We start from the raw sequence: 19465 nt of genomic DNA on the forward strand, positions 1-19465 counted from the left end.
CGCGCCGTCACCGTCTGCCGCCGCACCGTCCGCCTCATCCTCACCATGCACGGCCTCATCCGCCTCACCGACGTCGCCGAACTCCTCGCCACCGAACTGGTCTCCAACGCCGTACGCCACACCAAGGGCCCCGTCGCCCTGCGCCTACGGATGCGGAACGGCGTACTACGCGTCGGAGCATGGGACGCCGACCCCGAACCACCCCAACCACCGCCATCGTCAGAGGCGTTGACGCAGATCACCCACCTGGAGGACGGGCGCGGCCTGGCCCTGGTCGGTTCCTGCGCCGACCTCTGGGGCTGGCAGCCGCTGAGCAGGAGCGGCATCAAGGGCAAGTACGTCTGGTGCGACCTCGGCGCGGCCTAGCTCTCGTTGATCGCGGACTTGACCAGCTCTGCAGCGACGGTGCACGACGCGTGTTTCGTGAGCGCAAACGCGTCAGCCCCGCTCGTCCCCCGTGGCCTCGTACTCCCGGTCCCATCGGCTCTGCCGTACGCCGCCCCACGTGCCCATCACCACGGCCGCCACGAAGAGATACGCGAGCAGCTCCCCGTACGGGGTCGTGTCCACGTGCTCGACCGGGCTGGCGACGCCTTCGGGGTCGTACCGGACGCGCAGTGTGTCCCCCTCCGACACCCACTCCCTGCAGCCCTCCCCCTCCGAGAGCGAAGGCCAGATCTCACGACCGCCGGACGCCCGCACCATGCACTTGTCGGTCTTGCCCTCCTCCTTGTGCACCACCACGGCCTCGGACCACCGGCCTCGATCCGCCAGGCCGACCTGATCGCCCGCCTGTTTGCCGAGCACGCCCAGTACCACCCCCGCGACAACGGGCACGATGAACTGCCACGCGACCTTCCGCTGTCTGAGGGGAATCCGGCGCAGCCACAGCAGGGGTACCAACACCGTCGCCAGGGGCAGCACGATCCAGGCGAACAGCAGAGCCGCGCCGCCGAACGGGTTCCGCAGAGGTGCCGCGGGGACGAGCCAGGCCAGTCCTGCGGAGCCGCTGGCGCACGCGAGGGCACAGAGCGACCAGCGGATCACCACGTTCCGTCGCCAGGAAACCTCATCCGCCGGTTCTGGCTGTACCTCGGTCCGGGACATGTTCGCCGCCATTTTCTCCCCTGCTTGGAGCAAACCCGTCGACGGTTGGTTCAGAACGCCACAGACAGCGTCTTCACGATGCCGGCCGCGGCCTCCTCCATCTCGTCGGCGATTCCCGGCACGGTCCAGGACATGAGGAAGACCAACGCGCTCTCGGCACCGGTCGGCAGCACTCCGTACTTGACATCCTCGCCGGGGAGCGGAAGTCAATGATCCGGTTCCGTGACGGATCCTGGCTGCCAGTCGATACGGAAGAGCTCCGCAGCGAGCTTCACACGCACGTTCTCCGCCAGCCCCTCCCCGACAACTGACGGGGGCAGGACCAGGGCCAGGGCAACTACCGGGCGGCGCCCGCCCGGTGCGCACAGCATCCGCTGCCGCACCATGCGGGCGCCTCGCAGGCCTTGTGCCTGAACTGCACCTCTGCAGCGCCGCCGAACAGCGCCTTTGAACAGTTCAGAACCGCGCCTCGGCTACCTCTTCGCCGACTTCGCCAGTTCCTCGTCGATCTGCTCGAACTTGTCGGCGGCCATCGTCAGGTAGTCGCCCATGCCGTCCAGACCGTCCAGCGTGTCCTTCGCGCCGCGGGTGAACTCCTCGAAGTTCTCGTCGAAGGCCTTCGACGAGCTCTTCGTGACGTAGCCGGACTCGACCAGGTTCGCGATGTACTTGCGCAGGCCGTCCAGCTTCTCCTGAAGCCTTTCCTTCTCCTTCACGACATGCTTGGCAGCATCCCGCATGTCCTGATATGTGACATCAAGGTCCTTGGCCATGAAGCCGCTCCCTCGTCAAAGTGCCGCAGGGCCAACCCCCGTGGCTTCCCTGTTCCAACTCGCTGAGGCAGCAGCTTACGGGTGTGGCGCGAGTGGAGACATCCCGGTTCTGGAACAAGACTGTTCAACACCGTTCCGTCACCAATTCGCCATAGGGAAGAGCCCCGACCCCACCCGTTGCCCTTCTGCCATAGGGAGCGGATATCGTCGCTCCATACGGTGGCCGGCGTTGTGGAAGCGGCCACGGGGGCCGTTGGGGAGGACAACCGTGCGCCTGACTCTGACCGTCGTCGATCCGTTCGGCGGGAGCACCGCCGATGTCGTGCTCGACGCGGATCCCGAGTCCACCGTCGGGGACATCGCACAGGAACTGGCGAAACAGGTCGGCCACAGCGGTGCCCAGATCATTCCGCTCGGGCATCACGGACAGGTGCCCGCCAACAACTCCCCCCTTGTGTTTGTGGACGGTTACGCCGTCGACCCGAGTTCGAACGTCGTCGGGTCGCCCTTGCGTGAAGGGGCCGTCGTCAGCCTTCAGGATCCGGCCGGGTGTCTGCCCGGGGAGCCGACCGGGCTCGTCGAACTGCGGGTCGTGGGCGGGCCCGTCGCCGGGTTCGTGCACCGGCTCGGGGTCGGGCGGTACGACATAGGCAGTGGGCCCGCCTCGTACATCCGGATCGACGATCCCGAAGTCGCCGCCCGCGCCCTCACGTTGTCAGTCGCAACCGATGGCACCTGCCAAGTCGCCGTGCACGGGGAGAAGAGCGGGGAGAACGGCAGGGAGAAGGACGGGGACAAGAAAGGCGTCACCCTCGACGGCAAGGACATCGCCGACATCGAGGACGACTCGTGGCCCCTCGGCGGCCAGATCGCCATCGGCAACTCCCTTGTCGAACTTGCCCGTTACACCCCGCCCAACGCCGCCCTCAAGTGGTCCGAGGACGGCGCCGGTCTCGACTACAACCGGCCGCCCCGCCTGCGCGCCCCCGACCGGCAGACCAAGTTCCGGCTGCCGTCTCCGCCGCGGGACTTCGAAGCCCGCCCACTGCCCTGGCTGATGGCGCTGACGCCGCTGGTGGGCGCGATCGTGGCCGTCGCCATCTTCGGGCGCTGGTACTACCTGATCATGGCGGGCCTCAGCCCGATCCTGCTCTTCGCCAACTACTTCATGGACAAGAAGCATGGCCGCAAGTCCCATGCGAAGCAGGTCAAGGAGTACAAGGAGCAGAAGGCGCGGATCGAGAAGGACGCGCAGGACGCCCTCGTCGCCGAGAGACAGGATCGGCGGCATGCCATACCCGACCCTGCCACCGTGCTCTCCCTCGGCACCGGACCTCGTACGCGGCTGTGGGAGCGGCGGCGCACCGACCGTGACCATCTGCTGCTGCGGGTCGGCACCGGGCAGTTGCCGTCCGAGGTCGTGCTCGACGACCCGGAGCAGGACGAGCACCGGCGTCAGGTGACGTGGAAGATCGAGGATGCTCCTGTCGCGCTGTCACTGCGCTCGCTCGGTGTCATCGGTATGGCGGGTCCTGGGGATTCCGCCCGTGCGCTCGGGCGGTGGGCGATCGCCCAGACCGCCGCGCTGCAGAGCCCCATGGACGTGCAGTTCTACGTACTCAGCGAGAGCACCGCGCAGGAGAGCTGGGACTGGGTCCGCTGGCTGCCGCACACCAGGCCGTCCGGCGGGCAGGACGTCAACGTGCTCATCGGGACGGACGCGGAGACCGTCGGCGCGCGGATCGGCGAGCTGACGCAGATCCTCGACGCGCGCAAGAAGGCCGCCGAGCAGAACAAGGGGCAGCGGGCGTCGTTCAGCGACCCGGACATCGTCGTCGTCTGGGACGGCTCGCGGCGGCTGCGGTCGCTGCCGGGCGTCGTCAAGCTGCTGCGCGAGGGGCCGGACGTGGCGATGTACGCCCTCTGCCTCGACGCCGAGGAGCGGTTCCTGCCCGGCGAGTGCCAGGCCTTCGTCGTCGCCGAGCCGAAGGCCGAGGAACACGCCGACCAGGCCTACGCGGGCAGCCAGGGCCAGGCTCAGCCGCAGGTCGCGGGCGGGTTTCCGTCCTTCCACGCCTGGCACAACACCGCCGGCGAGCCCGACCAGCGCGCCCAGGCGGACAAGCTGCGGCTGCGCGTCGAGGAGGAGAGCGCGGAGCGACTGGCCGACGTACGGCCCGACTTCGTCTCCGCCGCCTGGTGTCTGCGCCTGGCCCGCTCCCTCTCCCCCCTCCGCGACATCAGCGGCGAGACCGAGGACTCGGCGCTGCCCGGCTCCAGCCGGCTGCTCGACGTGCTCCAGCTGGAGCCGCCGACGCCCGACGCGATCACCGCGCGCTGGCGGATGGGCGGGCAGTCGACGATGGCGGTCATCGGTGAGTCGTACGACGGGCCCTTCGGCATCGACATCCGGAAGGACGGTCCGCACGGTCTCATCGCCGGTACGACGGGTTCCGGTAAGTCGGAGCTGCTGCAGACCATCGTGGCCGCGCTCGCCGTCGCCAACACCCCCGAGAACATGACGTTCGTGCTGGTGGACTACAAGGGTGGCGCCGCCTTCAAGGACTGTGTGCACCTCCCGCACACCGTCGGCATGGTGACCGACCTCGACGCCCACCTCGTCGAGCGCGCCCTCGAGTCGCTCGGCGCCGAGCTGCACCGCAGAGAACACATTCTGGCAGCCGCCGACGCCAAGGACATCGAGGACTACCAGGACCTCGTGCGCAGGGACCCCTCGCACCCGCCCGTCCCCCGACTCCTCATCGTCATCGACGAGTTCGCCTCGATGGTGCGTGACCTGCCCGACTTCGTCACCGGTCTCGTCAACATCGCCCAGCGAGGCCGTTCCCTCGGCATTCACCTGCTGCTCGCGACGCAGCGGCCGTCGGGTGTCGTGTCCCCCGAGATCCGCGCCAACACCAACCTCCGTATCGCGCTGCGTGTGACGGACGGCGGTGAGTCCAGCGACGTCATCGACTCGCCCGAGGCGGGGCACATCTCCAAGAACACCCCCGGTCGTGCGTATGTACGGCTCGGCCACGCCTCCCTCGTCCCCTTCCAGTCCGGACGCGTCGGCGGACGCCGGCCCGGAGCGGCGGACCCCGCGGTCCTCATGCCCTGGTCGGGCCCGCTGACCTGGGAGGACCTCGGACGCGCCGCGCTGAAGAAGCCCAGGGTCGAGGCGCGGGAGGACGAGGAGATCACCGACCTCAAGGTGCTCGTCGACGCCGTGCGCGACGCCAACCGGTCGCTCGGTATCCCGCCCCAGCACAGCCCCTGGCTGCCCGCGCTCTCCGAGACGCTGCTGCTCGACGAGATCGAGGCCCCGGCCTTCGCCGACCACGGCACGGGCAGGCTGGCGCCCGTCCCGTACGGCATCGAGGACCTGCCGGCCGCCCAGGCGCGCCGCCCGGTCGTCGTCGACTTCTCCACCTTCGGGCATCTGATGATCGGCGGCGCCCCGCGCAGCGGCCGCTCACAGATCCTGCGTACGATCGCGGCCTCCCTGGCCCGCACCCACTCCACCGCCGACGTCCATCTGTACGGCATCGACTGCGGCAACGGCGCGCTCAACGCGCTGACCCGGCTGCCGCACTGCGGTGCTGTCGTCAGCCGTAACCAGACCGAGCGGGTCATTCGGCTGGTCAACCGGCTCAAGGGTGAACTCGGCCGCAGGCAGGACCTGTTGGCGGAGAAGGGGTTCGCGGACATCGGTGAGCAGCGGGCCGCGTCGGCGGCGGACGAGCGGCTGCCGCACATCGTCGTGCTGCTGGACCGCTGGGAGGGCTGGGTGCCCACGCTCGGGGAGGTCGACCACGGGTCGCTCACCGACGAGCTGACCACGATGATGCGCGAGGGCGCGAGCGTCGGTATCCACCTCGTCCTGACCGGTGACCGCACGCTGCTGGTCGGCCGGATCGCCACGCTCACCGAGGACAAGTACGGGCTGCGGCTTGCCGACCGGAGCGACTTCTCGACGCTCGGCATTCCGCACCGCAAGGTCCCGGAGGAGATTCCGCCGGGCCGTGGCTACAGGAACGAGTCCGGTATCGAGACGCAGTTCGCGCTGCTGTCGGAGGACACCACCGGTCAGGGCCAGGCCGCGGCGATCACCGCGATCGGTGAGACGGCCGCTACGCGGGACGCCCAAGTCCCGCGCTCCCGGCGCCCGTTCCGCGTCGACAGTCTGCCCTCCCGGATCTCCTTCGCGGACGCGTGGGGGATGCGCGACCCGGAGACCTCCGGCTCCCGCCTCTGGGGCCTCGTGGGCATCGGCGGCGACGACATCACCGGTTTCGGTCCCGACCTCGCGGCCGGCGTGCCTACGTTCGTCATCGCCGGGCCTGCCAAGTCGGGCCGCTCGACGGTGCTGATGAACTTCGCGCAGTCGTATCTCTCCCAGGGTGTACGTCTGGTCATCGCGGCCCCACGTCAGTCGCCGTTGCGGCAACTGGACGGTAGGGAGGGGGTGTTGAAGCTGTACACAGGCGACGACATCGACGAGGACGACTTCGAGGAGCTCATCGACCAGGCGTCGCTGGAGGAGCCGATCGTGGTCCTCGTCGACGACGGCGAGATCCTGGAGGATTGTGATGCCGCAAGCCAGATGAAGAAGATCGTCTCGCGTGGCGCGGAGCGGGGACTCGGGCTGGTCATCGCGGGTGACGAAGAGGATGTCTGCAGTGGCTTCAGTGGCTGGCAGGTCGATGCGAAGAAGGGGCGGCGGGGCATCCTGCTCTCCCCGCAGGAGTCTTCGAGCGGTGATCTGATCGGCGTGCGCATCAACCGGAGCATGGTGGGCGGGCAGATCGCGCCGGGCAAGGGCATGTTGCATCTGGGGGACGGGGAGCTTCGTACGGTCGTCATTCCCGGGTGAGTGAGCCCCGCGAGGCGAGCAGTGAGGCGAGCAGTGAGACGAGCGTGCCCGGTCCTGGTCGTCAGAGGGCCGGGCACGCTCGGCGTCTGGCGTGAAGTGACGGGAGAGGTGCGGTACGCATGGGCGGGGGATCGGCCAGGCCGAAACGGCGGAGCGCGGCGAAGGGCTCGCTCGCCTACGAGCGGGGGCGAGGGCGTACGGTCACACCGGCCGCGCCCGAGCGCCGGCGCCGCGGCCCCGGCAGTCCCCGGCCCCCGCCACCACCCCACGCAACTCGCCACCGAGCCCGTCGAGTCGGGGCTCCTCGTGGACGACCTTGTAGAGGAGGGCCGCGGAGGAGTCGCCGGGGAAAGGGGACCTGCCCGTCGCCGCGTACGCCAGTACCGCGCCCAGGGAGAAGACGTCCGCCGCTCCCGTGACCGGCTTCCCGAGGATCTGTTCCGGTGACATGTAGCCGGGTGAGCCGACCGAGACCCCGGTCGACGTCAGGGACGCCGTGCCGTCCGTGGCCCGGGCGATGCCGAAGTCGATGAGGAGGGGACCGTCGAGGGTGAGGAGGACGTTGGAGGGTTTCACGTCCCGGTGGACGAGGTTCAGGGCGTGTACGGCGGCCAGCGCCTCGGCAAGGCCCGCGCCCAGTGCCCGTACGGAGTCCAGCGGCAGGGGACCGTCGTCCGTGACCGCCTCCGTCAGGGAGGGGCCGGCCGCATACGCCGTCGCCACCCATGGCACCGGGGCGTCCGGGTCCGCGTCCAGGACGGGGGCCGTCCAGGCGCCGCCGACCCGCCGGGCTGCCTCGACCTCGCGGCGGAACCGGGCCCGGAACTCCTCGTCGAGCGCGAAGTGCGGGTGCACGATCTTGACCGCGACGGTACGGCCGCCGGTGCTGCGCCCCAGGTAGACCCGGCCCATTCCGCCCGAGCCGAGCCGCCCGAGCAGCCGTTAGGGTCCCACGACGGCCGACTCACCGACGTCCAGCGGCTGCATGACCCCCACCTCTCCCCCGTACGAGCCTCATACGCCCGCCCGTACCGCGCGACCAGCAGCCTACGGCTCCAGCAGTCGGACCTCCACGTCCGCCGGGAAGCCCGTCGTCGGGCCCACCCGGCGCGCGAACTCCCGTACGGCCGCCAGTTGTGGTCCGCCGAAGCGGAAGTCGAGAGTCGTGAAGTAGCGCTCCAGGACCGTCGCGTCGAACTCCTCCCAGCGGGCAGCCTGTTCGGCGACCTTGGCGACCTCCTCCAGGGAGAGGTCACGAGAGGAGAGGAAGGCCTCGTGGACCCTCCGGGTCAGGACCGGTTCGCGCTCCAGGTAGTCCTTCCGGGCCGCCCAGACCGCGAAGACGAACGGCAGGCCCGTCCACTCCTTCCACAGCGCGCCCAGGTCGTGCACCTCAAGGCCGTAGCGCGGGCCGTCGAGGAGGTTGGCGCGCAGTGCCGCGTCCCCGATCAGCACCGCCGCGTCCGCCTCCTGCATCATCAGGCTGAGATCGGGGGGACACTCGTAGTAGTCGGGGTGTACGCCGAAACGCTCGGCCAGGAGCAACTGGGCCAGGCGCACTGAGGTACGGGAGGTCGAGCCGAGCGCCACCCGCGCGCCGTCCAGACGGTCCAACGGGACCTGGGAGACGATCACGCAGGACATCACCGGGCCGTCGCAGCCGACGGCGATGTCCGGGAAGGCGACCAGGTCATCGGCGTTGCGGAGGAACTCGACGAGGGTGATGGGCCCTATGTCGAGGTCGCCGCGCACCAGTCGCTCGCTGAGCTTCTCAGGGGTGTCCTTGGTCAGCTCGAAGTCGAGGAGCGTGCCCGTTCTCGCGAGCCCCCAGTACAGGGGCAGGCAGTTCAGGAACTGGATGTGGCCGACGCGCGGCCGGGTGCGAGAATTGTCCACATCGCGAGGCTAACGGGCGTGAGGTTCGGTGTGCCCTTCCGGGGGTTGTCAAGGCCGCGCGCCGTCTCTCAAACGTCCGAGTGACGTGATCTTGACCTCTATTGCTTTCGGGTGCCTGCATGCTAGGCTCGCCGCAAGTTGCAGTTTGGTTTCCCTTGCAGTACAGAGCCTGCGGAGCATCTGACCGCAGGCTCTCGTCGTATTCAGATGAATGCAGTTGTTTACAAGTTTTTGTTTACACCTTGCAGGTTCTGGAGCAGGGCAACCCTTTGGGCCCAAGGAGGGCTTATGGCTACCGGAACCGTGAAGTGGTTCAACGCCGAAAAGGGCTTTGGTTTCATTGCCCAGGAAGGCGGCGGCCCGGACGTCTTCGTCCACTACTCCGCGATCAACGCGAGCGGATTCCGCTCACTCGAAGAGAACCAGGCGGTTTCCTTCGATGTCACGCAGGGTCCGAAGGGCCCGCAGGCGGAGAACGTCAGCCCGATCTAAGTCTTCGGCTCACCTGAGCCAAGTGCTCTGATCCGGAACGTGTGCAGTACCCCAAGGAGCTCCGAGCCGTCACGGCATCGGAGCTCCTGCCTTTTCCGGCCACAGCCGGCCTCGTTGTCAGTGGGCCCGGCTAGGGTCCCCGCCATGGGGACCCACAGCGACACCGGCACCGACTTCGTCACCGCCACCCGCGTCTTCTACGACGCCATCGCCGAGGACTACTCCGCCCACTTCCGTTCCGCGGGCGCCGGCGGGCCAGTGGAGCGGGCCCTGATGGCCGCGTACGCCGAGTTCGTACGGGGGTCAGGAGGCGATGGCGGACAGGTCGCCGATCTCGGGTGCGGGCCGGGACGGGTCACCGCGTATCTCGCCTCGCTCGGGGTGTCGGTGTTCGGGCTGGATCTGTCGGAGTCGATGCTCGCGGTGGCCCGGCGGGAGAATCCGGGGCTGCGGTTCGAGCAGGGCTCGATGCTGGAGCTGGACCTTGCCGACGGGGCGCTCGCCGGAGTCGTGGCCTGGTACTCGACCATCCACACCCCGGTCGGCCGACTTCCCGCCCTCTTCGGCGAGTTCCGTCGCGTGCTCGCGCCCGGCGGGCACCTGCTGCTCGGCTTCCAGGTGGGGGACGAGCCCAAGCACCATGACCAGCCCTTCGGACGCCCTGTGTCCATGACCTTCCTGCGGCGCCGGCCCGACCGGATCGCCGGGCTGCTGGCGGAGACCGGGTTCACGCTCACGTCGCAGACCGTGCGCGCGGCGGACGAGCAGGCCGGGGAGTCGTCCCCGCAGGCGTTCCTGATGGCCCGCAGACCGTGAGTGCCTGGTGTCTGGCTCAGTACCCGTAGTCCTCCGGGTCCGGAGGTGCCTGGTGGTCCTTGTACTCCTGCCACTCCCCCGGCGCCTCCCCGGCAATCAGCGACATCCCGGCTACGGCCCCCGGAGTGCCAGAGCACTCAGAGCACCCCCGCCGCCGCCAGTGCCGCCACGTACCCGAACGTCATGGCCGGGCCGATCGTCGAGCCCGCGCCCGCGTAGCTGTGGCCCATGACGGCGGCGCTGGCGTTGCCGGCGGCGTACAGGCCGGGGATCGCCGTGCCGTCGGCCCGCAGTACCCGCGCGCGGGCGTCGGTCCGTAGGCCGCCCTTGGTGCCGAGGTCGCCGGGGACGATCCGGAAGGCGTAGTACGGGGGCAGCCACAGCGGGGCCAGGCAGGAGTTCGGGAGGACGGCCGGGTCTGTGTAGTAGTGGTCGTACGCGCTGTCGCCGCGCCCGAAGTCGGTGTCCTCGCCGTTCAGGGCAAGGGAGTTGAAGCGGCTGACGGTCGTACGGAGGGCGGCGGGCGGGACGCCGATCGCGGTCGCCAGGGCATCGACCGTCCACGCCTTGTACGCGGCGCCGGAGCTGTACCAGTCGGCCGGGAGCACGAAGGTCGGTGAGACGTCCTTGAAGAGGTAGCGGTTGCGGTAGTTCTGGTCGACGATCAGCCAGGCCGGGATGTCGGGGTCGGTGGCGTTGCGCTCGTACATGGTGTGGACGACGTCGCTGTAGGGCCCCGCCTCGTTGACGAAGCGGGAGCCCGCCGCGTTGACCAACAGGCCGCCGGGGAGGGTGCGTTCGGCAAGGCAGAAGTACGGCTCGTCGGGTAGCGGGATCGCCGGGCCCCACCAGGCGTCGTCCATCAGGGCCAGGGAACCGCCGGCGCGCGCACCCGCCCGGATTCCGTCCCCCGTGTTCTCCTTCGCGCCGACCGTCCACTCGGTGCCGACGGGCTGCTGCTGGTACTGGGCGCGCATCGCCGCGTTGTGCTCGAATCCGCCCGAGCCGACGATCACGCCCCGTCGGGCGCGGAGAAGGCCCGGGGTGCCATTGCGGGTGACGACGGCTCCGGTGACCGCTCCGGACTCCAAGTGGAGGTCTGTGAGAGGGGTGTTGAGCCAGACGGGTACGCCGGCCGAGGCCAGCCCCGCGCGCAGTCCGGCCGCGAGGGCCTGGCCCATGGTGAGCGGGGTCTGTCCCCGGAGGGCAGCCCTCGTACCGCGCGCCAGGCACTCGACGGCGACGGCGGCGCCCTTCGCGTTCACGGCGGCGAGGGCCAGCCACTTGTAGTCGGCGCTGAAGACGACCATGCCGGCCGGGACGGCGAGGTAGGGCGGGTTGAGGTGGGCGAGTTCGGCGCCCAGGACGTTCCCGTCGAGCTGATCGGGCTCTATGGAACGGCCGCCCGGGAGCCCGCCGGGCAACTCCGGGTAGTAGTCGCTGTATCCCTCCATCCAGCGGAAGCGGAGGGGGCTGTTCGCCATGACGAAGGAGAGCATGGCGGGTCCGTGGGCGAGGAAGGCCTGTTGGCGGGCGGCGGGGATCTCCGGCCCGACGACGGCTGCGAGGTAGGCGGCGGCTTTGGCGGGGGTGTCCGGCACCCCGGCGGCGAGGATCACGGAGTTGTTCGGTATCCAGATCCCGGCGCCGGAGCGGGCGGCGGACCCGCCGAAGGTGGGCGCCTTCTCGACGACGACACAGGTCAGCCCCTGTTTGGCGGCGGTCAGCGCGGCGGTCATCCCGGCGGCGCCCGCTCCGACGACCACGACGTCGTACGTCCCGAGGAGGGGCGGGACTGCGGCATGGGCCGCCCCCTGCCCCGCCGCGACACCCGCCCCGACCGCAACACCCGCCACTGCGGCGCCGGCCAACACGCCTCGCCTGGAGGGGAGTTCGGCGCGTCCGGAAGGTTCGGTACGGTCGGTACGTCTCGCGGGGTCCGCTTCAGGGTTCATGGGGACGGAATGTCGTACTTGGGCCTTGTGAAGTCAAGAAGCATGCCCGGGCTGCGCATCGGCAGCATGCGGAACGTGGAGATCCAGGTGATGCCGACAGGCATCGAGGACCACCCCAACGGCCCCCACCTCACCCTCTCCTCCACCACCTGGTCCGTCTTCCTCCGCCAGGCGTCTGGGTAACAGCTGTGCTGCGTACGCGGCCGAGGTGGACTTACCGGCAGCCGCCACGGTGATGATCAGGACATGATCACGATCACCCACGCCGCCACAGCGGCAGCGATCTGCGCGGCGGTGCTGCTGACCGGCACTGCCTGCACCAGCAGCGACGACGGGCCGAAGACCTCGGCCGAGAAGTCGGCCCCTGTTTCACCCACACCCACCGCCTCCGACGAGCCCGCCGCCGACGCCGTTCAACACGTCGACGGCGAGTCCGTCACCGAGGCTCCGAAGATCGACCGAAAGACCATCGCCTCGTTCGCCAACGCGTGGTCCGGTCGAACCATCCCCTTCGAGGGCGGGCTTCGTAAGGGGAGGCTCGGGATCGCCCTGAACTGCGAGGGCAAGGGCACCGTGAAAGTCGAGGTCCCCGCACTCGGCATGACCTCCGTCGAGGAGTGCGCGGACGGCAAGGTCGCCACTATTTACAGCGAGACCGAGGTCAGCGCCGCAGCCCCGGACGCGTACGTCCAGGTCACCGGCACCTCCGGGGTACGTTGGTCGGTCTCCGCCGGCCAGTGACGCACGTACGTACGAAACCCCCTAGGAGGCCGGTGAACTCAGCGAAGGCGCATGGGGGTACGTGGCCGACCGGTGCTGGAAGCTGAGGATCTTCGGGTTCTGGACGACGCCGTCCCGGATCTCGATGGCCTTGCTGACCGTGATGTCGGCGTCCCATGCGGTGGAGCCGCTCATGACCTTGCGCAGATAGGGAAGGAGCGCCTCGCTGATTTCCCAGGTGGCGGAGTTCCACAGGTGCGACGGGCTGTGATCCACCGCGTAGTAGTGGCAGCCCGGCCCCACCGTGTGCATGGGCTCGCCGAAGGTGGTCGGGCGGGCCCACTCGAAGCCCATGCCCTCGTCGCAGGAGACGTCGATGAAGAAGGTGCCCGGCCGGAAGAGGGCGAGTTCCTCGTCGGTGACGAACGTGAGCGGCGCGTCGGTGTCCTGCAGGACGCAGTTGACGATGATGTCGAACCCGGCCAGGTACTCCGCCAGCGGCACAGGCCCGGTCGGGGTGGCGGCCTGCAGGCGCGAGGGATCTTCCTCCTGCTCCTCGAAGTGGGACATCACCACCGAGGGCATCGGTGAGGCCACCGCCGCGGCGGCTCGCTGGGTGAGCACCGTGACGTCGGTGACCCCCATGGCGCCCAGGCCCGTGACCGCTCCCCGCGCCGTGGCGCCGAAGCTGATGACCACCGCGCGCAGGCGGCGGCCGTAGTGGCCGGTCAGTCCGCCGAGCTGGAGGGCGTGCAGCACCGAGCAGTAGCCGGCGAGCTCGTTGTTCTTGTGGAACACATGGACGCTGAAGGCGCCCGTGGAGGTCCAGTGGTTCATGGCTTCCCAGGCGATCAGGGTCAGCCGTCGGTCAATGGCGAGCTGGGTCATCTTCTCGTCCTGCACGCAGTGCGGCCATCCCCACAGCACCTGGCCCTCGCGCAGCTCGGCGACGTCGTCGTGCGTCGGCTTGGGCAGCAGCAGGACGTCGCACTCGGCGAGGAGCTGCTCGCGGGAGCGCAGGCCGGCCACGAGGGGACGCAGCGCGTCGTCGGCGACACCGAAGCGCTCGCCGTAGCCCTGTTCGAGGAAGATCTTGTCGCGCAGGTCCGGTGCGATCCGGTCGAGGTGGCGGGGGTGCAGCGGCAGGCGGAACTCGTTCTCCTTGTGGGAGGAGGCGAGTACTCCGAGACTCATAAGGCTCATGTGGGGCGGCTCATTTCCGACCGGGCGCGATGCGCACCGGCATTGCCGTTCTGCGAGGGCGACGCCGAAATGGGTGACGGCGTGCGAGGTGCGCTCGGTACCCCCACCGTACTCCCGTTCAGGGTCACGGAGCGCCCGCCGCTCGTTTGAGCTCGAAGGCCGGACCAGCGACTTCAGCGGCCCAGCAGCGCCCCGACATCCTCCCATGCCCGCCCGCTCAGCAGTGGCCGGAAGCCGGTGAACAGGGCGAGCAGGTCCGGTCCCCACTGTTCGCGGAACACCGGATCCACTCGGGCCAGGTCGAGTTCGTTCGCGGCCGTCAGCTCGGCGAGGTCCTCGCGCCGGCTCCGGTCCGGCGTTCGCGTGCCGCCGGTGAAGCGGTCGTGGAACGGCGCGTCCGGGGCGGCCAGGCCCGGGTAGGTGGCCTTGCGGTCCATGGCGGCGTAGACGTGGACGATCTCCTCCGCCTCCGGGCCGATCACCCTCGCCAACTCGGTGCGGCGGTCGAGGGAGAGCAGGGCGGTCGGGAAGCCGTCGGTGCCGTAGGCGGCGTGGCAGAGGCCTGCCAGGCGGAGGACCGGCCGGGCCTCCCAGGCGGCGAGCAGACGGTACACGCGGCAGAGGTGGGCGAGCAGGGTGCCGCCGGGGTGCGCTATCTGTTCGGCGCCCAGCTGCCGTAGAAATCCGACGGCTTGAGCGGCAGCGGACGGAAGAACAGTGACGGGAGGAGGAGAGGGAGGGGAAACGGACATCGCGGTGGCGTCCTCTCGGTGCGCGAAAGGTCGGCACCCGTCCGCTCCCCACCCTGTGGTCCGGACCCAGGCAGGGGCGCGGGACGGGTTGCCGCCTGGGCCCTGCACTGATCGTGACGCAGTCGCCCGCACCCAGTCAATCCTAAGGTTCTGTCATCAACTACAAGTGATAGCTTGGGTGTTGTGACTCTGGATGACCTGCGCGTCTTCGTCGCCGTGTGCCGGGCCGGCAGCCTGAGCGCGGTCGCCCGTGACCTCTCGTGCACTCAGTCGGCCGTCAGTCAGCATGTGAAACGGCTGGAGCGGGAGACCGGCGTCGCCCTGTTGGAACGGCACGCGCGAGGTGTCGTACCCACCGAGGCCGGGCGGGTGTTGCAGACCGCCGCCTCGGAGGGCATCGCCGGGCTGGATCTCGCGCTGCGGCGGCTCAAGGATCTCGTCGACGGGGAGAGCGGGTCGGTGCGGGTCGCCACCGGCGCCACCACCGTGCGGCACTTCATGGCGGACGCGGTGGTCGCCTTCCGGCGTCAACACCCCAAGGTGAGCCTCGAGTTCCGTACGGAGAACTCCAGCCGGGGGTGTTTCGCCGCACTGGCCGACAGTGAGCTGGATCTCGCGTGGATCACCATCGGGCCGCCGGTGCGGGGCATTGAGCAGCGGGTGGTGATGGAGCTGCCGTGGGTGCTTGCCGTGGGCGCCGGTGAGACTCTTGCGGGGCGGGCTCGTGCCGAGGCCGGCGATCTGCGCGACCTGCGGTTGATTCGACTGCCGCCCAACTCGACGTCCGCCGCGCATCTGGACGCGGCGTTCGCGGAGGTGGGGGTGCGACCGGTGTTCGACACGAGTGTCGCCGACTGGGACACGGCTTTGCTGTTGGCCGAGCTGGGGCTCGGGTGCGCCATCGTCCCGGCCGTTCCCGACCTGCCCGTCCCGGGTACCGACGGGCCGGTTCGTCTCATCCCCCTGCCCGCGCTGCGCCCCCTGTCAGTGGGGTGGGCTGTGCGGCGGTGGGATGCGCTCAGTCCGCTTGCGCGGGCTTTTGCGGATACCGTCGCTGACAGTTGTCGGGGGTAGGTCGCTTGTCGGCCGCGCGCCGGTGGGGGCTTGTCACGCGGTTCCCCGCGCCCCTGAAGTGGCGCTGTACCGCGCGGGTCGGAACGCGCCCTCCGTCGCGGAGAGGGCTGCGGAATCGAGCCCCGACAGGGGCGCGGGAAACTGCGCGAACAACCCCCACCGGCCCGCAGCCGACAAACGACCCGGCCTACTTCTCGTACAGCCCCTCCGCCTCCGCCGCGAAGTCCCGCATGATCTCGAACCGGCGCAGCTTCATCGACGGCGTCAGATGACCGGCCTCCTCCGTGAAGTCGACGGGGAGGATCGTGAAGCGGCGGATCGACTCCGGGCGGGAGACCAGTTTGTTGGCCTCCTCCACCGCCCGCTGGATGACCGCCCTCAAGTCGTCGTCGTTTACGAGGAGTTCGGCCGGTACCGGGTGCTTGCCCTGCATCTGGCGCCAGTGGGTGAGGCCGGCGGTGTCGAGGGTGATCAGCGCCGAGATGTAGGGGCGGCCGTCGCCCAGGACCATCGCCTGGGAGATCAGGGGATGGGCCCGCAGCCAGTTCTCCATGGGCGCGGGGGCCACGCTCTTGCCGCCGGCCGTGATCAGGATCTCCTTCTTGCGGCCGGTGATCGTCAGATAGCCCGCCTCGTCGAGGGAGCCGATGTCGCCGGTGGCCAGCCAGCCCTCCGGCGCCGCCGGGACGACGCCGCCCGCGCCCGGGTCCCAGTAGCCGCGCAGGATGTTCTCGCCCGACAGCAGCACCTCGCCGTCGGGGGCCAGCCGGACCCGGGTGCCGGGAAGGGGCCAACCCACCGTTCCGACCCGGGGTTTGAGGGGTGGCGTGACCGTGGCCGCGCCCGTGGACTCGGTCAGGCCGTACCCCTCGTAGATCTCGATGCCCGCCCCGGCGAAGAAGCCGGCCAGGGGGCGGCCGAGCGGTGAGCCGCCGCAGATCATGTAACGGACCCTGCCGCCCATGGCGTTGCGGATACGGCGGTACACCAGGGGGTCGTAGAAGGCGCGCGCGGTGCGCAGCGCACGGCTGGGGCCGTTGCCGATGCCGTGCCGCTGTTCCTCCACCGCCTCGCTGTAGCGGCGGGCCACGCTCACCGCGCGGTCGAAGGACGAGACCCGCTTGCCCGTCTCGGCCCTGGCGCGGGCCGTGTTGAAGACCTTCTCCAGCATGTAGGGGATGGCGAGCATGCATGTGGGCTTGAACGCGGCCAGGTCCCCCAGCAGGTCTTCCGACTTGAGGCTCGGCGCGTGGCCGAGCCGTACCCCCGCCCGGATGCACGCGATGGCCACCATCCGGCCGAAGACGTGCGACATCGGCAGGAACAGCAGCACCGACGCCTCCTCCTTCGTCCGCTCCCGGAAGACGGGGTAGAGGAGTTGGATGGCGTTGTCGACCTCGGCGAAGAAGTTGCCGTGCGTGAGCGCGCAGCCCTTCGGGCGGCCGGTCGTGCCCGAGGTGTAGATGAGGGTGGCGAGGGTGTCGGGGCCCAACACCCCACGCCGTACGGCGACTTCCTGGTCCGGTACGTCCTTGCCGAGCTCCGCGAGCCGCTCCACGTGCCCCTTCTCGAAGACCCACATGTGCTGGAGGTCGGGGATGCGGTCGCGTTCCGGGCCGAGGGCGGCGGCCTGCGCGACCGTCTCCGCCGCGAGGGCCACGGCGCCGGAGTCCTGGAGGATCCAGCGGGTCTGGAAGGCGGACGACGTCGGGTAGATGGGGACGGTCACCAGGCCGGCCGCCCACGCGGCGAAGTCCAGGAGCGTCCACTCGTACGTCGTCCGCGCCATGATGGCGAGCCGGTCGCCGGGCACCAGTCCCTCGGCTATCAGCCCCTTGGCGACCGCGAGGACCTGCTCGGCGAACTCGGCCGCCGTCACATGCGTCCAGGTCCCGTCCGGCGTACGGCGGCTGAGGACCGTCATGTCGGGCGTCTCGTCCGCGTTCTCGAAGGGGAGGTCCGCGAGCGAGCCGTACGTCATGGGCGCGACGAACGCCGGTACGGACACCTCGCGCACGGCCCCGTCCAGCCGCCGTATCTCGGGCTCCACCAGGAGGGGCTCGCCGTCGTAACCGACGGCGGTCACGATCTGTTGCGAGGTCGGGGACGACGGGAACGACGAGGACACGGGCGGCTCCTGTGGCGTGCAGCGGCCTTCCGGGGCGTGCACCTCCGGTGGCGTTCACCACAGGTGTACGACCTCGGTGGTGCCGCTGTTCAGACACCGGATCGTACGGCTCGCACGTGTGGGGTTCGTGCGGGTTCGGGGGTGATGGAGCGGCGGGGGTGTGCAAGCTCAGGTGTCGCACAGGTTACCGATGCGTCATCTTGCCCTGTCCTGAGCGTTTTTCACGTTAGCACCGGCCCCACAGGCCTTCCTAGGCCTTCTTCACACCTGCCGTGCGCCGGTCGGCCGTGTCCGTCAGGGGCGACTTATGCCTTACCTCCGGTAACCTTACTTCAGAGTAAGCAAGCCATGGAGCCCCACAGAGTCCTATCGAGCCGTATCGAGCCGGGAGTCGCGTAGCCGTATGCCTGCCCACACCCTCGACCGGACGCCGCCCCTCGCGCCGCTGCTCGCCCGTGGCGCCCTGCTGTCCCCCTTCAAGAAGGCCGCCCTCAACCGGCCCCGCCCGGACGCCGGCCGCCCGCGTACCCGGCTCGTCCTGCCCGGCGTCCGCATCGACCTCGCCCGGCTCGCCGCCTACGAACGGGTCTGCGGCTTCCCCGTCGGCGACGACGCCCTCCCCATCACCTATCCGCATGTCCTCGGCTTCCCCCTGGCCATGCTGCTGATGACCGACCGCGGCTTCCCGCTTCCGCTCCTCGGACTGGTCCACACCTCGGTCGAGATCGTCCGCCGACGCCACCTCCCCGCCACCGGAACCTACGAACTCTTCGTGTACGTCGAGGAGTTGGCGCCCCACCGACGCGGCACCGAAGCCTCGGTGCACACGGAGGCGCGGGAGAGCGGCGAACTGGTGTGGGAGTCGCGGAGCACGTATCTCGCACGGCACCGGAGTGACGTGCCCGCCGGCGCGCCCACCGGTGCGCCGAGCACCGCCGACGAACGCGAGGCGCTGCCCGTCGTCGCCGCGTGGCGGTTCGCCGGGGACGTCGGACGGCGGTACGCCGCCGCCTCCGGTGACCGCAACCCCATCCACCTGCACGCCCTCACCGCCCGCCTCTTCGGCTTCCGGCGCGCGATCGCCCACGGCATGTGGACCGCCGCCCGCTGCCTCGCCGCCCACGGCACCCCCGAATCGGCCCTGGTCCGGACCGAGTTCAGGGCGCCGGTGCTGTTGCCGGGGACGGTGGAGTACGGGGCGGACGGCTTCGGGAACTTCGAACTGCGGGGCGGGGGACGCGTACACCTGCGGGGTGAGGTACGGGGCGCTCCGCTGGGGGCGCCGTGAGGTGTTGCCGGTTCGCTGCGGAGCCACGGTGACTGGTCGCGCCGTGCGGCGTCGTCGGCCCGCTGCGACACCCGCACAGCCGGTCGCGCAGCAAGGTCCGACGGACCACTGCGCCACCACCGCGACCGGACACGCCGCAAAACGATCTCAACCCACCACAACACCCCCACAGCCGGACACGCCGCAAGACGCCGACGGACCGCTGCGGCACGCCCGTGACCGGGCGCGCCCACGTGACCGGGCGCGCCCACGCGGCGGGGCCGCGTAGCAACACGGCCCCGCTCGCCTTTGGGGCGCGCTGCGACTCTGCTGCGCAATTCGCTGGACCCTCAGGAACAGCCGCCCGGAGCACCGAGCACGGCCGCGTCGCCGCAGGTCGCGGAGT

General features: G+C 69.9%; 17 protein-coding genes and 1 pseudogene. 8 read left to right on the plus strand and 10 right to left on the minus strand.

Going from position 1 to position 19465, the window contains the following annotated elements; translation table 11 throughout:
- The coding region (locus tag RB628_RS34200) for an ATP-binding protein (RefSeq protein ID WP_318324518.1) at positions 1-366 on the plus strand (366 nt) is incomplete at its 5' end.
- A gap of 72 nt (positions 367-438) precedes the next feature.
- Here RB628_RS34200 and RB628_RS34205 read toward each other — a convergent pair.
- The 4 genes from RB628_RS34205 to RB628_RS34220 form a co-directional block, all read right to left on the minus strand.
- Positions 439-1107, minus strand: coding sequence for a hypothetical protein (locus RB628_RS34205; RefSeq protein ID WP_318324519.1), 669 nt, complete (start codon positions 1105-1107; stop codon positions 439-441).
- A 50-nt stretch (positions 1108-1157) separates the two neighbouring features.
- A complete protein-coding gene (locus tag RB628_RS34210) occupies positions 1158-1280 on the minus strand; it encodes a hypothetical protein (protein ID WP_318324520.1) in 123 nt (40 codons plus the stop codon).
- A gap of 33 nt (positions 1281-1313) precedes the next feature.
- A complete protein-coding gene (locus RB628_RS34215) occupies positions 1314-1493 on the minus strand; it encodes a hypothetical protein (protein ID WP_318324521.1) in 180 nt (59 codons plus the stop codon).
- A gap of 87 nt (positions 1494-1580) precedes the next feature.
- Complete coding sequence (locus RB628_RS34220; RefSeq protein WP_189151174.1) at positions 1581-1880, minus strand: WXG100 family type VII secretion target; 300 nt, start codon at positions 1878-1880, stop codon at positions 1581-1583.
- 268 nt (positions 1881-2148) lie between these two features.
- On the opposite strand from RB628_RS34220, the gene RB628_RS34225 reads away from it, so the two are divergent.
- Entirely contained in the window at positions 2149-6756 is a 4608-nt protein-coding gene (locus tag RB628_RS34225) for an FtsK/SpoIIIE domain-containing protein (RefSeq protein WP_318324522.1), read from the plus strand.
- A 207-nt stretch (positions 6757-6963) separates the two neighbouring features.
- Here the strand turns inward: RB628_RS34225 and RB628_RS34230 are convergent.
- A pseudogene (locus tag RB628_RS34230) lies at positions 6964-7695 on the minus strand (serine/threonine-protein kinase); the annotation flags it as partial.
- 108 nt (positions 7696-7803) lie between these two features.
- A complete protein-coding gene (locus tag RB628_RS34235; RefSeq protein WP_318324523.1) occupies positions 7804-8652 on the minus strand; it encodes a menaquinone biosynthesis protein in 849 nt (282 codons plus the stop codon).
- Positions 8653-8940: 288 nt separating this feature from the next.
- On the opposite strand from RB628_RS34235, the gene RB628_RS34240 reads away from it, so the two are divergent.
- Together RB628_RS34240 and RB628_RS34245 are read left to right on the plus strand one after the other, a co-directional pair.
- The gene (locus RB628_RS34240; RefSeq protein WP_006380707.1) at positions 8941-9144 is read left to right on the plus strand and encodes a cold-shock protein; all 204 of its coding nucleotides are present in this window, start codon (positions 8941-8943) and stop codon (positions 9142-9144) included.
- A 144-nt stretch (positions 9145-9288) separates the two neighbouring features.
- The gene (locus RB628_RS34245; RefSeq protein ID WP_318324524.1) at positions 9289-9960 is read left to right on the plus strand and encodes a class I SAM-dependent methyltransferase; all 672 of its coding nucleotides are present in this window, start codon (positions 9289-9291) and stop codon (positions 9958-9960) included.
- 137 nt (positions 9961-10097) lie between these two features.
- On the opposite strand, the gene kstD is transcribed toward RB628_RS34245, so the two are convergent.
- Positions 10098-11915, minus strand: a complete 1818-nt coding sequence (kstD, locus tag RB628_RS34250; RefSeq protein ID WP_318324525.1) for a 3-oxosteroid 1-dehydrogenase — start codon at positions 11913-11915, stop codon at positions 10098-10100.
- Between the two features lie 42 nt (positions 11916-11957).
- Between kstD and RB628_RS34255 the strand changes: the two genes are divergently transcribed.
- The gene (locus RB628_RS34255; RefSeq protein WP_318324526.1) at positions 11958-12098 is read left to right on the plus strand and encodes a DUF397 domain-containing protein; all 141 of its coding nucleotides are present in this window, start codon (positions 11958-11960) and stop codon (positions 12096-12098) included.
- Positions 12099-12161: 63 nt separating this feature from the next.
- A complete protein-coding gene (locus RB628_RS34260) occupies positions 12162-12656 on the plus strand; it encodes a hypothetical protein (RefSeq protein ID WP_318324527.1) in 495 nt (164 codons plus the stop codon).
- 21 nt (positions 12657-12677) lie between these two features.
- Here the strand turns inward: RB628_RS34260 and RB628_RS34265 are convergent, their stop codons facing one another.
- Both RB628_RS34265 and RB628_RS34270 read right to left on the minus strand, forming a co-directional pair.
- Complete coding sequence (locus RB628_RS34265) at positions 12678-13838, minus strand: N(5)-(carboxyethyl)ornithine synthase (protein WP_318324528.1); 1161 nt, start codon at positions 13836-13838, stop codon at positions 12678-12680.
- Positions 13839-14011: 173 nt separating this feature from the next.
- A complete protein-coding gene (locus tag RB628_RS34270) occupies positions 14012-14590 on the minus strand; it encodes a DUF6817 domain-containing protein (protein WP_318324529.1) in 579 nt (192 codons plus the stop codon).
- A 183-nt stretch (positions 14591-14773) separates the two neighbouring features.
- Here RB628_RS34270 and RB628_RS34275 point away from each other — a divergent pair, with 183 nt between their 5' ends.
- Positions 14774-15664: a LysR family transcriptional regulator gene (locus tag RB628_RS34275; protein WP_318324530.1), complete on the plus strand. Its 891-nt coding sequence runs from the start codon at positions 14774-14776 to the stop codon at positions 15662-15664.
- 187 nt (positions 15665-15851) lie between these two features.
- On the opposite strand, the gene RB628_RS34280 is transcribed toward RB628_RS34275, so the two are convergent.
- Positions 15852-17750 carry an AMP-dependent synthetase/ligase gene (locus RB628_RS34280; protein ID WP_318324532.1) on the minus strand — a complete coding sequence of 633 codons (1899 nt, stop codon included), beginning with the start codon at positions 17748-17750 and terminating at the stop codon, positions 15852-15854.
- A 445-nt stretch (positions 17751-18195) separates the two neighbouring features.
- Between RB628_RS34280 and RB628_RS34285 the strand changes: the two genes are divergently transcribed.
- Positions 18196-19080 (plus strand): MaoC family dehydratase, encoded by an 885-nt coding sequence (locus RB628_RS34285; protein WP_318324531.1) that lies wholly within the window; start codon positions 18196-18198, stop codon positions 19078-19080.
- The last annotated feature ends 385 nt before the right edge of the window (positions 19081-19465 follow it).

The sequence above is a fragment of the Streptomyces sp. ADMS genome (assembly GCF_033441795.1).
Taxonomy (GTDB): domain Bacteria; phylum Actinomycetota; class Actinomycetes; order Streptomycetales; family Streptomycetaceae; genus Streptomyces.

What these genes read in the sequence shown, in the direction of transcription:
- RB628_RS34205 (WP_318324519.1), bottom strand. Translation starts at nt 1,107, where the DNA reads ATGTCCCGGACCGAGGTACAGCCAGAACCGGCGGATGAGGTTTCCTGG.
- RB628_RS34215 (WP_318324521.1), bottom strand. Translation starts at nt 1,493, where the DNA reads ATGGTGCGGCAGCGGATGCTGTGCGCACCGGGCGGGCGCCGCCCGGTA.
- RB628_RS34220 (WP_189151174.1), bottom strand. Translation starts at nt 1,880, where the DNA reads ATGGCCAAGGACCTTGATGTCACATATCAGGACATGCGGGATGCTGCC.
- RB628_RS34240 (WP_006380707.1), top strand. Translation starts at nt 8,941, where the DNA reads ATGGCTACCGGAACCGTGAAGTGGTTCAACGCCGAAAAGGGCTTTGGT.
- RB628_RS34245 (WP_318324524.1), top strand. Translation starts at nt 9,289, where the DNA reads ATGGGGACCCACAGCGACACCGGCACCGACTTCGTCACCGCCACCCGC.
- kstD (WP_318324525.1), bottom strand. Translation starts at nt 11,915, where the DNA reads ATGAACCCTGAAGCGGACCCCGCGAGACGTACCGACCGTACCGAACCT.
- RB628_RS34255 (WP_318324526.1), top strand. Translation starts at nt 11,958, where the DNA reads ATGCCCGGGCTGCGCATCGGCAGCATGCGGAACGTGGAGATCCAGGTG.
- RB628_RS34260 (WP_318324527.1), top strand. Translation starts at nt 12,162, where the DNA reads ATGATCACGATCACCCACGCCGCCACAGCGGCAGCGATCTGCGCGGCG.
- RB628_RS34265 (WP_318324528.1), bottom strand. Translation starts at nt 13,838, where the DNA reads ATGAGCCTTATGAGTCTCGGAGTACTCGCCTCCTCCCACAAGGAGAAC.
- RB628_RS34270 (WP_318324529.1), bottom strand. Translation starts at nt 14,590, where the DNA reads ATGTCCGTTTCCCCTCCCTCTCCTCCTCCCGTCACTGTTCTTCCGTCC.
- RB628_RS34285 (WP_318324531.1), top strand. Translation starts at nt 18,196, where the DNA reads ATGCCTGCCCACACCCTCGACCGGACGCCGCCCCTCGCGCCGCTGCTC.